Consider the following 15,571-nt stretch of genomic DNA (forward strand, 5'->3'; position numbering starts at 1 on the left):
ACGCTCGCCCCCCCCCTCGCGGGTTCGAGTCCCACCGGCATCTAAAAGAAGTGAGCCCGCATCCCTTGGGGACACGGGCTCGAAAGCTCCATATGGTAGGGGCGGTGGGACTCGAACCCACAATCCTTGCGGCGAGAGATTTTAAGTCTCCTGCGTATGCCAATTCCGCCACGCCCCCGTGAGACTAGAAGTCTAGCACAAGCCGTCCGTTACGCGTTGACGGCCATCGAGTGTTGCCCCGACTTCTCCAGGAACTCCTGGAACTTGGCTTCGTCGCCCTTGTTCTTGTACTGCAGAGCCAACAGATACTCCAAGCGGCAGCGCTTGACCGGGTCGTCGCCGACATCCTCGAGCATGCGCTCCAGCTCGGGAATGTCGTTGTGGCGCTTGAGGATCATCGTGTCGTACATCAGCTGGCACTCGTGCGCAACTGCCTCGGCCTGACCGCCCTCAAAGCCCTTGATCTCGTGCAGCAACTCCTTGGACTTTTTGCGGTCCTCCTGGCCAACATAGTAGTTAAAGGCTTTGATCACCAGGTCGACGCGCTGCATCTTGGGGAGGTTGAGCCCCAGCAGCAGGTCGAACATCTCGCTGGCACGCTCGTGGTCCTCGCGCAGCAGATAGGAGTTCAGGCGCAGGTAGTCGCGGTTGTAGCGTGGGTACAGCATGCTGGTGAGTTTGCCGTCGAGCAAACGATCGAACTCGTCCCACTGCTTGGCAGCCATAAGCTGCTGCAGACGCTTGAACGTGGTGCGTTTTTTGACGCTAAAGAACACCGATACGGCGATGCAGATGATAACGACGGCGGTCCAGAGTGTGCGGGAATCGGGCATATTGGGGTCCTTAGTCGCTCATAAAGCGAGCGGTATGACAACACGTACTAGATGTATTATACGCAGCGCGCAAGCAAACTGGCATAAAAGCTCATCGAGGCTGAGTGCCATCGCTCGCTGCGGTACACTTACCTAAAGTAAACCATGAAGGGAGATATTACCTATGAAGAAGATCGTTTTGGCTTGCGGTGCTGGCGCTGCTACTTCCACGCTCGTTGCCCAGAAGGTCGCTACCATGCTCGACGCCAACGGTTATGCCGGCAAGTATGAGATCGTGCAGTGCGCCATCTCCGAGGCCAAGGACGCTTGCGACGAGGGCGCCGACCTGCTGATCGCCACCACCGTTGCCCCCGAGGGCCTCACCTGCCCGTACGTGAGCGGCGTGCCCTTCATGACCGGCATGAACCGCGTTGCTGCCGAGAAGGCCGTTCTCGACGTTATGGCTCAGTAGGCGCTGCCTGTATGAATGAGCAGAGCGCCAATCCGGTCGAGCTCTTTGGCATGCGCGTTGCCCATGTGGGCATTAACGCCACCGACCCGGCAGATGCCTTGGAGATCGCGGAGCTGTTCTCGACGATGATGGGCCTGCCCGTTATCGAGACCCCCGTTTCGTACTTTAACGATTCGCTGGTCGAGATCATGAAGCAGAACGGTCGTGGCACCAAGGGCCACATCGGCTTTGCCGTTAACGACATCGATGCAGCTGAGAAGTGGTTTGCCGAGCGCGGGCTCGAGGTCAACGAGGAGTCGCGCGTGCTGCTGCCCGACGGCGGTACCAAGCTCGTGTACTTTAAGCGCGAGTTCGCCGGTTTCGCTGTGCATCTGTGCCGCGAGTAGCGCACAAGCTGCCATAGCTAGCAAAAAGGGATAGGGCCGTGTGGCCCTATCCCTTTATTTATGCCGAGGGGCTTCCTAGCGCGGCAGGCGAATCGTAAAGCGGCTGCCGACGCCCTCGACTGAGGTCACGCCAATGACGCCGCCATGGCTATCGACGATCCACTTGGCAATGGCAAGCCCCAGACCCGAGCCCTGTGCGCCGGCATCGCGTGCATTGTCGGCGCGGTAGAACCGTTCAAACGCGTGAGCTGCGGATTCCTGGTTCATGCCGATGCCCTCGTCCTCAACACTTATGTCGATCGTGTCCATGCCCGCATTGGGCGTTATGCCAAATGTGACGGTCGTTCCCGCATCCGAGTACTTGGCGGCGTTTTGCACGATCACGCGCAGAGCCTGCTTCACGAGCGCCACGTCAACGGGCGCGTCGCAGCGCGGGTCGCTGACAAGCGCAGCGTCAAAGGCCAGCCGATACGTGTGCTCGGTATCGATCATCTGCGATTCCTCGCATACCTCGCCGACCAGTGCGGCCAGGTTGGTATCCGCACGCCGCAGGACCGTGCGCCCGGCATCGCCGCGCGCCAAAAACAGCAGCTGCTCCACGAGCTCTTGCATGTGCTCGCTTTCGGCCTTGAGCGAGGCGATGGATTCCGCTAGCACGTCCGGGTCGTCTTTGCCCCAGCGGTCGAGCATGTTTACGTAACCCTGAATCACCGCGATGGGCGTGCGCAGCTCGTGGCTCGCATCGTTGACAAAGCGCATCTGCTGCAGCTTGGCCTCTTGCATCTGGCGCAGTAGGCGGTTGAGTGCAACCTCGATGCTTGCCAGGTCGGCGTCGCCGGTGGTGACGCTCGGCGAGTCGACGCTTGCGCGCTCGATGGCCTGCTCCAGTGTTTCCATCTTGCCACCGGAGAGCTGCATGCGGCCGAGCTCGTCCACGCGCAAGGCAAGGTCGTTGAGCGGTGCCATAGTGCGGCGCACGCGACGGGCTCCGCCGAGCATGTTGAGCACGCTGATGACCTGCCAACCCACAACGACAAGGTAGAGAGGCCATAGCGCGACGAGGTCCTGCGCGAGGGGGAAAGTCTTGGTGGTACGCGCAAGCTCGACGGTATAGGTGAGCGTTGTCAGGTCCCAGTCGCGCGCGGGCGTCAGCGTCATGCCGTGAACGGTGGCGCCGGGGATCCATCCTGCGGTAAACGCGCCGTCGGGCAGCGTCTGGTTGTATCCATAGACAAGGATCGCCGCCACAATCACTACTAGCAGCAGGTCGAGCCAAACGTAGCTCATCAGGCGGCGCCACATATAGCTCCAGTTGATGGCGCGGGCGATGGAGGTGACGCGCTTGGCCTCGGCGTTACGCGCGGCAGACATAGCCCACCCCGCGCACGGTCTGGATGATGCGGGCGCCGCCGGCGTCCTCGATCTTGGCGCGTAGATGCGCGATGTGCACGTCGACGTTGTTGGTGTCGCCCATGTATTCGTAGCCCAGCGCTTCGTGCGCGATGCGTTCGCGCGTGAGCACGGTCTCGGCATGCGCCATAAGCAAGGCGAGGACATCGAACTCGCGGGCCGTGAGCGCAATGGGCGAGCCGCCGACCGTGACTTCGCGGCGGTCGGGGTCGAGCGCAACCGAGCCCACGGCGAGCGTGGCGGGGGAGAGCGAGGCGGAAACCTGGGTCGAGTCACTGACCGGGGGCATCGCAGTGGCGCCGACACCCGTGCCGCCTGCCGCGCCCGTCCCGATGCCGCCAACGCCTGAAGCCGCCCGCACGGCCTCCGAGCGCTTCAACGCCACGCGGATCCGTGCGAACAGCTCCTCAATCGCAAACGGCTTGGTCAGGTAATCGTCGGCGCCGGCATCGAGCCCGGCCACCTTGTCCATCACGGCATCGCGCGCGGTGACCATTATCACCGGCACATCCTTGTGCTTGCGGACGCGCCGCAGGACCTCCATGCCGTTGAGCTGCGGCAACAGCACATCGAGCAGAATAAGATCGTAGTTGCGCTCCAGCGCCAGGTCCACGGCGGTGCGGCCATCGGCGGCGTGTTCCACCTGGTAGCCCTCGTGCTCCAGCTCGAGCGTCACAAAGCGGGCGATTTTCTCCTCGTCCTCTACGATCAGGATCCGTGCCATGCGTGCCCCCGTTTGCGATTACTTGTCGTCGTTCAGATTTTGCTTGATGTCGTCCGCGGCATCGGCGGCGTGATTCATAAGGTTGTTGATGCTGCCGGGCACGTCGCCGTCGCTGTCGATGCGGTAGCGCATGCCAAAGAACAGGCCAATCAGCATTAGCCAAATCGTAGCGCCCCAGGCAAACAGGGCGATGATGGGGATCAGGATGGGGATGTTGAGGATGATCGCATCGCGGCGCGTGGCGATAAACTTGGTGTCCAGGCTCAGGCGGAAGAGCTTTTTGAGGTACTCCCATACGCTGTCCATCTTCTTGGAGAAGTCGGTCTTTTCGCTCGACTTTTCGTAGGCGGCCTGCGCGGCGATCATCTCGGCCGAGGGCTCATCGACCGGCTCAGACTCGGTGGCGGCATGCGCTGATGTGGTCTGGGTCTTGCCCTGCGACTCGAGCCAAATGATGGCGTCCAAAACGTTGCCGTCGGCGGCGTCGAGCGCCGCCTTGGCATCGGTGTAGCTCACGTTGCACTTGGTGCGGATGGTTTCAACTTTTTCGAGGTCGTCCATGACCTGTCCTTTCGTTCGATGGGCGCGACGCCGGGCGATCTGCCCGGGCGCGAGCGTTGCGTTCGGCGGCCTGCGTGGCGCCGCCCCGCCCTTGGTCGAACTCTATAGTGCAGGTTATAGATTAAGCGATTCTTGAGCCAAGATTAACGTTGGATGAGTTTTTGGGTAGCGGTGGGAAAAGTATTAGACCTCGATAGCGGGGGATGTGGTGCCGGTGCAAAACGGCGTCAAAGGTTGGTCGAGCAGGCGGTTTCTCCATTGATGTCCGCACAGCATGTGACACTTACCCTGCCGCCCCGCTCTGCCGCGGCGGCATGCGTCTGAACAACGACTCTCTAAGGAGTTCGATACCGATGAGTGACAACGCAAAGCATCTCGCAAAGAAGTGCGTAAAGGACGCGGGGCCGTGCCTCGCGCTGTGCGTAGCCGGCGCAGCGGTCGCGCTGCTGGCTGTTCTGGGGCCGTTCGACGTGCTCCGAAGTGCCAGCTTTCTGCATGTTTGCATGGCTCTTGCCGGCGCCACGATGACCGGCGGCGTGCTCGATCTGATCTTTTGGGTGTTTGACCCGTTTGGATGGAAGAGCGAGGGGTAGGTCCCAAAGGATGGAAGGGCTGGAACGGTTGACTTAGTGATCGTGCAGAATGTGGGCTAGCGACTTACAGGGAAGTGGTGATCCGATGACGGTCTATGTGACGGGCGATATTCACGGCGGCGTCGACATGCAAAAGCTTCGCGACTGGGATCTTGGGGATGGTCTGACAAGTGACGACTATCTCATCATCGCGGGCGACTTTGGCTTTCCGTGGGATTTCTCTGCCGAGGAATGTGCCGACATCGCCTGGCTGGAGTCGCGCCCCTATACCGTGCTGTTTGTCGACGGCAACCACGAGCGTTTCGATCACTGGTCGGAGCGCCCCATGGAGCTGTGGCACGGCGGCCTGACGCAGCGTCTGTCGGACACCTCGCCCATCCGACGCCTGACGCGCGGTGAGGTTTTTGAGCTCGACGGCTCAACGATCTTTACCATGGGCGGCGCCACGAGCGTGGATAAGGAATACCGCATTCCGTATTCCAGCTGGTGGCCGCAGGAGCTGCCGGACGAGCGCAACTTTGAGGAGGCGCGGGCAAAGCTCGACAGCGTGGGTTGGAAGGTCGACTATGCGATCACCCATACCTGCTCCACGCGCATGCTTTCGCCCACGCTTTACCCGGCACCTGGCTGGAATTATCCCGATGTCGATCGACTCACCACGTTTTTCGACGAGCTGGAGGACCACCTGGACTACAAGCGCTGGTACTACGGGCATTTTCATCGTGACGCCAACCCAGCCGAGTGCCACACCGTGCTCTACGACTGTATTGTCCGCCTGGGCGACGAACTCCAGCCCTGGGATGTCGCGTAGGGGCGGGGTGGCTGGCTACTCGACCGTTACAGTGATGTTTTCCCGATGCGTGCGGATAACATCCCAGCTAAAGTGCTCGACCAGCTGCTCGGCAGAGCGCGGTGTGGCGTCCGGCGCGATGCCTGTTTGCCCGGCGAGCCAGCCCAGTAGTGCCTCGGGCGCGCCAAAGCGGGTGCGGAGCTCGCCCAGGTCCAGGTCGCGGTCGCGCTTGGAAAGGCGGCGGCCATCCGGCGACATGAGCAGCGGAATGTGCGCGTAGTGCGGCGTGGGAAGTTCCAGCAAATGCTGCAGGTAGATTTGGCGCGGCGTGGAGCCCAGCAGATCGCATCCGCGCACGACCTCGGTGACGCCCATGGCAGCGTCGTCGACCACCACGGCTAGCTGGTAGGCAAAAACGCCGTCGCTGCGGCGCACCAAAAAGTCGCCGCATTCGGTGGCGAGTGCTTCGCATTGGGCTCCATACGTGCGGTCCACGAATTCGATCACATCGTTTGCGAGGTCGTCGACGGCGGGTACGCGCAGGCGCGTGGCCGGAGCGCGCAGAGCGCTGCGGCGGGCAACCTCCTCGGCAGAAAGGTCTCGGCAGGCGGCGCGGTAGATGGGCGTGCCGTCGCTCGCGTGCGGCGCGCTCGCGGCGTGGAGTTCGGCACGCGTGCAAAAACAGGGATAGGTGAGGCCGGCGTCTTGCAGCTGACGCAGGGCGTCCTCGTACAGATCCAGGCGATCGTGCTGGTAGTAGGGGCCTTCGTCCCATTCCAGTCCCAGCCAGGCCAGGTCGTCAATCAATTGAGTGGCAAGTTCCGGGCGCTTGCAGCGATCGTCCAGGTCCTCGATGCGCAGCACGATGCTGCCGCCTTGGCTGCGGGCCGAAAGCCACGAGCACAGGCAGCTGAACACGTTGCCCAAGTGCATGCGGCCCGAGGGCGACGGGGCAAAGCGGCCCACGACGGGGGTGGGCGCTGCCGTTGCTGGTGCGTCCGCGGCGCGTGTTGCTATGTTGCGTGCGTTGATATCCATGCGGACGAGTATAACGCGGGGCTTGGCAGGGAAGGCGTTGCTGCGCTCACAAGTTGGCGGCGGTACGCATTGCGCACGGTGGGTTTGCGGCTCAAGGTCTCGATCGCTGCGTACCGACTTAGCCTCACAAACGACAGAAACCCCGGCAGCTCTTCGCAACTGCCGGGGTTTCCGCGGAAAAGGGGGACATGATCCTCGAGCGAACGGCAAAGGGGCAAACCGTTTTCGCTCAACTGCTTTATGCCCCTCGGCTGGCGGCTCAATCAGCGCGTGCCGCGCCCACACAAAGCCGCTACACCTGTGACGGAGCTGTGAAGTGGTATCTATTGCCGGGGCGGGCTATGCCAAGGGTGTCCCTAATGACTAGTCATTTAAGAACGTCCCCAATGACTAGCTGCCGGGGTGCGGGTGTGACTTTCATCCCGTTTGGCGCTCCGGTCGCCTAGATGTTCGCCATGCGTACCCGCAAACGTGGGACAATGGCGCTGTTGGTTTTACAGACAAAGGATGTGCCTATGAACACCCTCGCCGCCAAAGTCAGCCGGCAGCGCCACCTGTTTGCGCGATTCGCTTCCGTCTGCGTGCTCGTCACGCTTGCGTTGTTGCTGCTGCCTGTCGCCGCGCACGCCGACGGCTACTCCATGACCCAAACTTATATCAGTGCCACGGTTGAGGCCGATGGATCGCTGACCGTTGTCGAGGGACGCCAGTTTGATTTCGACGACGACATCAACGGCGTGTTTTGGGAGATCAATACGGGCACCAACCAGCAGGGCGGCACGGCGGGCGTTGACGTGCTGAGTGTCGAGGAAGAGGACACCGCGTTTAACAAAGTCGATAGCGCGAACAAGGGCGATTCTGGCGTCTACACGGTCGAGCAGACCGGTGACGGCGTAAGGATTAAGGTGTTCAGCCCCCACGAGAGCGGCGACAGCGCGATCTATTACGTGAGCTACACCATGACCGGTGCGGTCATGAACTGGGCCGATACCGCCGAGCTCTACTGGAAGTTTGTGGGCGACGGCTGGTCCGCGGACTCCGATGACGTTGAGATGGAAGTGTACTTCGCGAATGCCGCTGCCGGGACGGCGGCCGTCAAGGGCGATAACTTCCGCGCATGGGGCCACGGCCCGCTGACGGGCGATGTATCGCTCGATGCGGACGAACCCATGGTCACCTATACCATTCCCTGCGTGCATCAGGGCGAATTCGCCGAGGCACGCATCGCCTTCCCTAGCGACTGGGTGCCGCAGCTTGCCGCTTCGGGCGAAGAGCGCATGTCAACGATCCTGAGCGAAGAGAAGGAATGGGCCGACGAAGCTAACGCCCGCCGCGCTCACGCTCGCATGATTGCCAATGCACTTGCCGTGCTAAGTGTTGTTGCGGCGGTGGTCTTTACCGGCACAATCGTTATGCTCAAGCTGCGCAAGCGCAAGCCCAAGCCGCTTTTCCAGGACGAGTATTTCCGCGATGTGCCTTCGGCCGACCATCCCGCCGTGCTTTCGGCCCTCATGAGCTGGAACGAGGTGCCCGACCAGGCATATATCGCCACGCTCATGAAGCTCACTGACGACCGTGTGATCAAGCTGGAGCAGGCGACCGTGACCAAGGCCAAGAAGGGTCTGTTGGGGCGTGAAAAAGAAGAGCAGACGTATCGCGTGACGGTGAGTGATGCGGGCTGGAAGTCGGCCAAGGGCATTGACCACATGGTGCTCAAGGTCTTCTTTGCCGGTGCTAAGCCTGACGAGAACGGTGACCGTTCGCGCACGTTCGACGAGCTGCAGCACTACGTCAAGCAGCACGCTACACCCGTGGGTGATAAGCTCGAGGACTATCAGAACACCGTTAAGGGCAAGCTGGCCGATAGCGAGTACGTTGCCTCGGACGGCATTGTTGCAATGGTGTTTTGCCTGGTTCTTGGTATCCTGATTGCCTTTGTTCCCGTGGGATCCATTTTCTTTACCGATGGCGCACAGGCGAACATTACCGCCGCGGTTATCTCGGTGCCGATTGTGCTGGTGGGTATCGGCGTGGGCCTTACGTTTCGCCGCTTTACGCCGGAGGGCGCCGAGGTGGCGGCTCGCTGCAAGGCACTTAAGCATTGGCTCGAGGACTTCACGCGTCTAAAGGAAGCCGTCCCGGGCGATCTGGTGCTGTGGAACAAGCTGCTGGTGATGGGCGTGGCGCTGGGTGTTTCCAAGGAAGTGCTGCGTCAGCTTGCCGAGGCCGTGCCGCCCGAGGTGCGCGAGGCCGACGGCTTCTATGACAATTATCCCTGCTACTGGTGGTACTACCATCATTACGGTATCGAGTCTCCGCTCGATTCGTTCAACGATGTGTATCACGAGACCATCCGCGAGCTGGCTTCGAGCTCCGATAGCTCGAGCGGCGGCAGCGGCGGCGGCTTCTCTGGCGGCGGTGGTGGCGGCGTCGGCGGAGGCGGCGGCGGAACGTTCTAACGGTCGTAAATTATGGGATGGGCTTTTCTCGACAGCCGTCGGGGAAAGCCCATCCCCTTTTTACGCGCTACCTACGAAGACTGTCCCCAGCGACTAATCATTTAAGAACGTCCCCAACGACTAGGTGCGGTTGCTGCCAAGGAGTGTCCCGGGGTGCCGGCACAAAAGGAACGTCCCTAACTGCCGGGTTTAGGCTGTTAGATCGAGTTCGTAGAGGAAGCTTTCGCGCGGCATGTCGTGACGGCGCTCTTCGCGGTTGGCGCGGTGCGTGGCCGTGCGCTTAAAGCCGTGCAGCTCGTAGAACTTCCACGAGCAGTTGGAGTCGGTGTACAGGTGCGCCCTCGTCGCTCCAAGCGAGGACAGGTGCGAGACGGCGGCATCGAGCAGAACCGTGCCAACGCCCAGGCCATGGACATCGCGATCCACGGCAAGCAGCGTGACCTCGTTGTCGTGCGGCAACGGGCTGCTCTCGAGCAGGCGGTTGTTGGTTCGGATGGTTGCGCGCACAAACGAGAGATACTCGGCGCACGCATCGGGCTCTAGCTCACGCATCTGCGATAGCAGCGCGCGTTCGGTATCCATCCAATGCTCGTTGATAGTGGTGCCGGAGCTCTGTCCCGCACGCGCGAGCGAAATGCCACGCGCCTGACCGTCGATTACGGCAACCTGTGAAAACGTCGACGACGAAAGGCAATAGGCGAGGTCGCACGCGGCCTCAAGGCGGTTGTACTCATCGTTATCCGAATTGTTATGCCAAAGCTGCTGCAGAATCAGCGCGATGGCGTCGAAGTCTTCGGTATCAAACGGTCGGTAGAGAACCCGCGAGACCATGGTGCCTCTTTCTTTTGCGGATGCATATCGAGCACAGTTCTACCACGCCATTGGCATCTAATTATGGTGCCCCTGTGTTCCATGAACTCACCGTGCCCGGTGCCATGCCCATCCCCTCCGCTCGCAAACTTTTTCTGCACATGCGCCCGTTGCGGGGTGCATCGATGCGCTCGATGCGCTACATTAAATCAGTATTTTCAATGCCGCTGCGCGAGCGCTGCAGATCGACGTATCACCGACTCACAGAGCACGGCGGCGTACCAGACAGGAGGACTGCATGGGATCTGATGTGAAGATCGCACGCGCGTTGATCTCGGTTACCGATAAGACGGGCGTCGTCGATTTCGCACGGACGCTGGTTGACGACTTTGGCGTCGAGATCATCTCTACGGGCGGCACGGCTCGTGCCATCGAGGACGCGGGCGTTCCCGTAACCCCCATCGAGGAGTTCACGGGCTATCCCGAGATGATGGACGGCCGCGTTAAGACCCTGCACCCCAAGGTTCATGGCGCGCTGCTGGCCCGCCGCGATTCCGAGCAGCACATGCAGGAGGCGGCTCAGCACGGCATTAAGCTGATCGACCTGGTCGTCGTCAACCTGTACGAGTTCGAGAAGACCGTCGCCAACCCCGAGGTCACCTTCGCGGACGCCATCGAGCACATCGACATCGGTGGCCCCTCCATGCTGCGCTCTGCCGCCAAGAACGCCACGAGCGTTACCGTCATTTCCGATCCGGCCGACTATGATGCCGTCCTGGCCGAGATGCACGAGACCGGTGGCTGCACCACGCTTTCCACCCGTCGTCGCCTGCAGGTGAAGGTCTACCAGACCACCGCCGCCTACGACACGGCCATCTCCCGCTGGCTCGCCGCCCAAGCAAGCGACGTGGCGGACACCTCTGCCAAGCTCGAGATTTCGCTGGAGAAGGTCGACGACCTGCGCTATGGCGAGAACCCGCAGCAGAAAGCCACAGTCTATCGCTTTGCCGAGGGCTGCGAGAACACCGCGAGCTCGCAGTTCCCGCTCGTGGGCTCCAAGCAGATCCAGGGCAAGCCGCTCAGCTACAACAACTATCTGGATGCCGACGCCGCCTGGAACCTGGTCCGCGAGTTCGACGAGCCGGCCTGCGTAATCCTCAAGCACCAGAACCCCTGCGGTTCCGCCGTTGCCGAGGACATCACGGCTGCCTACGACCGCGCTTTTGCCTGCGATCCCAAGAGCGCCTTCGGCGGCATCATCGCCTGCAACCGCGAGGTTCCCTTTGATCTGGTTGAGCACTTTGCCGATCAGAACAAGCAGTTCGTCGAGGTCATCATCGCCCCGAGCTACACCGCCGAGGCGCTCGAGCGCATGGCCAAGCGCCCCAACCTGCGCGTGTTGGCGACCGGCGGCGTGGACCACGGCGCTCAGGTGGAGCTGCGCTCCGTCGACGGCGGCATGCTGGTGCAGGAGGTCGACCACGTGACCGAGGATCCCGCGACCTTTACGTTCCCCACCGACCGCAAGCCCACCGACGCCGAGATGGCCGAGCTCGAGTTTGCCTGGAGGGTCTGCAAGGGCGTTAAGTCCAACGCCATCCTGGTCTCCAAGGGTAAGGCCGGCATTGGCATGGGCCCGGGTCAGCCTAACCGCGTTGACTCTGCGCTACTTGCCTGCGAGCGCGCCGAGGACTTCTGCGAGCGCGAGGGCGTGGAGAAGGGCGGCTTTGCCTGTGCAAGCGACGCGTTCTTCCCGTTCCGCGACAACGTCGACGTGCTTGCTGCACACGGCGTGACCTGCATCATCCAGCCCGGCGGCTCCAAGCGCGACGACGAAAGCATCCAGGCCTGCAACGAGCACAATATTGCTATGGTCTTTACCGGCGCCCGCCACTTCCGCCACTAAGTTCCGCCTTGGGACAAAATAATCTCCGCAAAAGACGGCTGCTCCGTTTGGAGGGCCGTCTTTTTGGTATAAGAGGACGGAATGACTAACACGAAAGGTATGACCATGCCCCAGATTGATGATGCCGAGCTGTTTGGCAATGCCGAGGATCAGCGTGCGTACGAGGACTTTTGCGCCAATCAGGAGGCGGTCGAGAAGTTTACGCTCGACAAGCCCGCGCTTATCTGCCGTTGGCGCATGTCCAATAAAAAGGTGCCCATGCTCAACCGCCACATTCGCGCACTGTCCGAGCGCCTGGTGCAGGGCGAGCCGCTTACCCATAACATGCTCAGCTGGGCCAAACAGCACGTTGAGTGGTCGCTTGCCGAGGGCGATTACACTGCGCACGACGGCGTACTCATGCTGGTGATCGACATCAACGGCAACGCCGCCATGACGGTGGGGGAGTACGAGCCGCTCGCCGATACGTCGGCCAAGGCGCTGCGTGCCCGTTCCGCCGAGGCCCGCTCCGAGGCCGACGAGACCGGTGTGGCGCCCGAGTTGCTCGCCGCCGTCAACAACGGCGAGCTTGCCTTTGTGGCGCCGGCGGACGAGTGCCTGTGCGGCACGGCGACGCTCATCGAGCAGCTCGCCCAGACCAAGGGCATCCCGGTCACGCGCGTAGACATTCCCGCGCAACTCAAGGGCGCGCTGTTCCTGGTGAGCGACGAGCACGGCGTGGTTCCCGCAACCGAGACGGACGCTGCCGAGGCCGACGCCGCGACGGTCGCCTTCTTCGCCGACGGCTACAAAAAGCTCCGCGCCCGCCGCTAAATGATTTTTCTGGGACGGGGATTTAATAATCATTTGATTCCCGCGCCCGTTGCGAGCGAGGGACGAGCCAAGCGTTTTCGTTCGCGAACAGTTCTGTCACCTTGGTGACACGCGAGGCGCGTACCTGCGGCTCCGCGGTCATAATGGGGCAAGACAACCAAGAGGGGAGCGGAATCCATGGCGCTAATCTATATCGTTGAGGACGATGAACCCATTCGTCGCGAGCTTGTTGACATCCTTGTCCGCGCCGGGTTTGAAATCGAGACCTGCGAATCGTTCGAGCATGTCTCGCGCGATATCCTCGCCGCCGCGCCCGACCTGGTGCTGCTCGACCTCACGCTTCCCGTCAAGGACGGCCAGCATATCTGCCACGAGGTTCGCCGCGAATCCGAGGTTCCCATCATCGTCCTCACCTCGCGCACGACCGAGATTGACGAGGTCATGGCCATGACGCTCGGCGCGGACGACTTTGTTCCCAAGCCCTACAGCGCGCGCGTGCTCGTGGCCCGCATCAATGCCTTGCTGCGTCGCACCGCGGCGGCGGGCGAGCGCAGCACGCTCGTACACAAGGGACTGGAGCTCGACCTCGCACGCTCCATGGTCACCAACACGCAAACCGGCACCAGTACCGAGCTCACCAAAAACGAGCTGCGTATCCTCTCGCTGCTTCTGAGCCGCGCGGGCAAGATCGTTTCGCGTTCGGCCATCATGCAGGACCTGTGGGACTCCGACGCCTTCGTGGACGACAATACGCTTACCGTTAACATCAACCGCCTGCGCACCACGCTCGAAAAAATCGGCATCAAGGGGTATTTGACCACGCACCGCGGCCAGGGCTATTCGGTCTAGGGGCCGGCTATGTCGTTTGCCAAGTTCTTTAAAGACGCGCTGCTTCCCGTCGTCGTGTGGACGTGCGGCGTGCTACTGAGCTGCTTTGTGCTGACGGTCGCCGGCGCACCCGTTTCTATCGTGGTCGTGGCGGTCGGCGTGTCCTATATCTTTGGTATGCTCGGCATCGTGATCGAGTACGCGCGCCGTCGTCGTTTTCTGCGCCAGCTGGAGCGTGCGGCAGAGGAGCTCGAGAGTCCTGCATGGGTGCAGGAGATGGTGCAATGCCCGACCTATGCCGAGGGCGAGCTCGAGTACGAGGTCTTGCGCCGGGTGGGCAAAGCCGCTTGCGACGAGGTTGCCGAAGGCAGGCGTCAGACCGATGACTATCGCGACTATATCGAGAGCTGGGTCCACGAGGCCAAGCTGCCCCAGGCGGCGGCCCATCTAATTTTGGAAAACCTGGATGGCAGCGAAGATGACCTGTCGCGCGTGGATGACCTGGCACGCGAGCTTGCCCGCGTGGAGCGCTATATCGACCAAGCTCTGTACTATGCGCGCTCGGAAGTCGTGGAGCGCGACTACCTGATTCGCCGCTGGGATCTCAAGACCTTGGTGACGGGCGCGATTAAAGCCAACGCGCGCGAGCTTATCGCGGCGCACGTTGCTCCGGTGTGCGAGAACCTCGACTTTGAGGTCTTTACCGACGAGAAGTGGCTCGAGTTTATTCTGGGCCAGCTCATTCAGAACAGCATTAAATATGCGTGTGAGGACGGTGCGAAGATCACGTTTTCGGGCGCGTTGCTGGACGAGGGCCTGGCAAGCGAGCGCATCGAGCTTACCGTCGCGGACAACGGCTGCGGCGTGTGTGCGGCAGACCTGCCGCGCGTGTTCGAGAAGGGTTTTACCGGCGACAACGGCCGCACCACCAAGCGCGCAACGGGCATCGGCCTCTACCTGGTGGCGCGCCTGTGCTCCAAGATGGGCATCGACGTCACCGCGGCATCCGAGCCCGGTGAAGGCTTTGTCGTCACGTTTGCCTTCTCAACCAACAAGTTCCAATACTTTGAGTAGGCGGGCCGTCTTGCGGTGCGGACGGCTATGTTCCCGAACGTGAATATAGCCGCAAGGATTTAAATGAATCGCCCCATAAAAAACGTGCCGCCCCAACCAGGGCGGCACGCCATCTTTTATCAGCCAACTCGCTGAAGTACGGTGACGAAGGCGCAAGGCCGGGAGGGGTTATCTAAGCCGACATCCCGCAGCCGCGAAGCGGCGAGGACGTCGGCGTGATAACCCCGCAGGCCTTGCGCCGACGGGAAGGAACCTACTTCACGACCAAGATGTCGCAGTCCGTATTGCGCAGCAGGAACGTCGAAATCGAACCCAGGAGCGCATACTTGATCGAGGACAGGCCGCGTGCGCCACAGAGCACCAGGTCGGGCTTGACCACGTCGAGCATCTCGTCTTTGAGCGTCTCGCGAATGCGGCCGGCGCGAATCATGACCTCGACCTCGGGAATATCGGGATTGGCCTTGGCCTCTTCGAGCTGCTTGGCGATGGAGTTCTTAAATGCCTCCTCTAGGCCGTTGACCAGATCGACCGGATAGGAACCGGCGCTCTCGAGCGCCGTGGAATCGATAACGTGGCCGATGATTAGCTTGGCGCCGTTGTTCGCGGCGACCTTAATGGCGCGTGCGAGCACAAAATCCTGCTGCTCAGTACCGTCGAGTGAAACAAATACCTTGGTGTAGCCCTCGTTCATGGTTTCCTCCTTGGTCTATCGCACGGGCGCGGGGCTCGTGCATCGGGCGGGCGCGGGCGCGTCGGCCGCCGGACACTTTATCTTGTTGCAGTTATACCCAAGGATTTGGGTTTGACCGCTCGCAATTCTGTGAACGGGCGAGTTTTTTGGTAAGGGTAGGCGCAGGCGCGCCGCCAACGGTTGATAATGGGACATCGCCCGCAC

The 15,571-nt window shown here is 61.5% G+C and carries 16 protein-coding genes and 1 tRNA gene; 9 read left to right on the plus strand and 8 right to left on the minus strand.

What is annotated here, in order from left to right:
- Positions 1-93: 93 nt before the first annotated feature.
- Positions 94-178 (minus strand) — tRNA-Leu (locus ACESUZ_RS04870).
- 31 nt (positions 179-209) lie between these two features.
- A complete protein-coding gene (locus tag ACESUZ_RS04875) occupies positions 210-833 on the minus strand; it encodes a hypothetical protein (RefSeq protein ID WP_271740251.1) in 624 nt (207 codons plus the stop codon).
- A 163-nt stretch (positions 834-996) separates the two neighbouring features.
- On the opposite strand from ACESUZ_RS04875, the gene ACESUZ_RS04880 reads away from it, so the two are divergent.
- Both ACESUZ_RS04880 and ACESUZ_RS04885 read left to right on the plus strand, forming a co-directional pair.
- Positions 997-1,284 carry a PTS sugar transporter subunit IIB gene (locus ACESUZ_RS04880; protein WP_055252380.1) on the plus strand — a complete coding sequence of 96 codons (288 nt, stop codon included), beginning with the start codon at positions 997-999 and terminating at the stop codon, positions 1,282-1,284.
- An 11-nt stretch (positions 1,285-1,295) separates the two neighbouring features.
- Positions 1,296-1,670: a VOC family protein gene (locus ACESUZ_RS04885; RefSeq protein WP_373198779.1), complete on the plus strand. Its 375-nt coding sequence runs from the start codon at positions 1,296-1,298 to the stop codon at positions 1,668-1,670.
- 75 nt (positions 1,671-1,745) lie between these two features.
- Here ACESUZ_RS04885 and ACESUZ_RS04890 read toward each other — a convergent pair whose 3' ends face one another.
- Genes ACESUZ_RS04890 through ACESUZ_RS04900 form a run of 3 tightly spaced genes read right to left on the minus strand, consistent with a single transcriptional unit; the run spans position 1,746 to position 4,365 of the window.
- Positions 1,746-3,041: a sensor histidine kinase gene (locus ACESUZ_RS04890; RefSeq protein ID WP_373198780.1), complete on the minus strand. Its 1,296-nt coding sequence runs from the start codon at positions 3,039-3,041 to the stop codon at positions 1,746-1,748.
- Positions 3,025-3,804 (minus strand): response regulator transcription factor, encoded by a 780-nt coding sequence (locus ACESUZ_RS04895; RefSeq protein ID WP_006235907.1) that lies wholly within the window; start codon positions 3,802-3,804, stop codon positions 3,025-3,027. Before ACESUZ_RS04895 ends, ACESUZ_RS04890 begins: the two co-directional genes overlap by 17 nt.
- Before the next feature lie 18 nt (positions 3,805-3,822).
- Entirely contained in the window at positions 3,823-4,365 is a 543-nt protein-coding gene (locus tag ACESUZ_RS04900; protein ID WP_117746835.1) for a UBA domain-containing protein, read from the minus strand.
- Between the two features lie 353 nt (positions 4,366-4,718).
- On the opposite strand from ACESUZ_RS04900, the gene ACESUZ_RS04905 reads away from it, so the two are divergent.
- Positions 4,719-4,958 carry a hypothetical protein gene (locus tag ACESUZ_RS04905; RefSeq protein WP_117847870.1) on the plus strand — a complete coding sequence of 80 codons (240 nt, stop codon included), beginning with the start codon at positions 4,719-4,721 and terminating at the stop codon, positions 4,956-4,958.
- Positions 4,959-5,043: 85 nt separating this feature from the next.
- Entirely contained in the window at positions 5,044-5,769 is a 726-nt protein-coding gene (locus ACESUZ_RS04910; RefSeq protein WP_117847872.1) for a metallophosphoesterase, read from the plus strand.
- 15 nt (positions 5,770-5,784) lie between these two features.
- On the opposite strand, the gene gluQRS is transcribed toward ACESUZ_RS04910, so the two are convergent.
- Complete coding sequence (gene gluQRS / locus ACESUZ_RS04915) at positions 5,785-6,786, minus strand: tRNA glutamyl-Q(34) synthetase GluQRS (RefSeq protein ID WP_373198782.1); 1,002 nt, start codon at positions 6,784-6,786, stop codon at positions 5,785-5,787.
- 515 nt (positions 6,787-7,301) lie between these two features.
- Here gluQRS and ACESUZ_RS04920 point away from each other — a divergent pair.
- Positions 7,302-9,245 (plus strand): DUF2207 family protein, encoded by a 1,944-nt coding sequence (locus tag ACESUZ_RS04920; RefSeq protein ID WP_373198783.1) that lies wholly within the window; start codon positions 7,302-7,304, stop codon positions 9,243-9,245.
- Positions 9,246-9,434: 189 nt separating this feature from the next.
- On the opposite strand, the gene ACESUZ_RS04925 is transcribed toward ACESUZ_RS04920, so the two are convergent.
- Positions 9,435-10,076, minus strand: coding sequence for a GNAT family N-acetyltransferase (locus ACESUZ_RS04925; protein WP_161115892.1), 642 nt, complete (start codon positions 10,074-10,076; stop codon positions 9,435-9,437).
- Between the two features lie 277 nt (positions 10,077-10,353).
- On the opposite strand from ACESUZ_RS04925, the gene purH reads away from it, so the two are divergent.
- From purH to ACESUZ_RS04945, 4 genes are all read left to right on the plus strand, one after another.
- A complete protein-coding gene (gene purH / locus ACESUZ_RS04930; protein ID WP_373198785.1) occupies positions 10,354-11,961 on the plus strand; it encodes a bifunctional phosphoribosylaminoimidazolecarboxamide formyltransferase/IMP cyclohydrolase in 1,608 nt (535 codons plus the stop codon).
- Positions 11,962-12,042: 81 nt separating this feature from the next.
- Complete coding sequence (locus ACESUZ_RS04935) at positions 12,043-12,774, plus strand: hypothetical protein (protein ID WP_373198787.1); 732 nt, start codon at positions 12,043-12,045, stop codon at positions 12,772-12,774.
- Positions 12,775-12,951: 177 nt separating this feature from the next.
- Positions 12,952-13,623 carry a response regulator transcription factor gene (locus ACESUZ_RS04940; RefSeq protein ID WP_373198788.1) on the plus strand — a complete coding sequence of 224 codons (672 nt, stop codon included), beginning with the start codon at positions 12,952-12,954 and terminating at the stop codon, positions 13,621-13,623.
- A 9-nt stretch (positions 13,624-13,632) separates the two neighbouring features.
- Entirely contained in the window at positions 13,633-14,676 is a 1,044-nt protein-coding gene (locus ACESUZ_RS04945; RefSeq protein ID WP_373198789.1) for a sensor histidine kinase, read from the plus strand.
- A gap of 253 nt (positions 14,677-14,929) precedes the next feature.
- Here the strand turns inward: ACESUZ_RS04945 and ACESUZ_RS04950 are convergent, their stop codons facing one another.
- Positions 14,930-15,367: a universal stress protein gene (locus tag ACESUZ_RS04950; protein ID WP_006235921.1), complete on the minus strand. Its 438-nt coding sequence runs from the start codon at positions 15,365-15,367 to the stop codon at positions 14,930-14,932.
- Between the last annotated feature and the right edge of the window lie 204 nt (positions 15,368-15,571).

The sequence above is a fragment of the Collinsella aerofaciens ATCC 25986 genome, assembly GCF_964239575.1.
Lineage (GTDB): Bacteria > Actinomycetota > Coriobacteriia > Coriobacteriales > Coriobacteriaceae > Collinsella > Collinsella aerofaciens_BQ.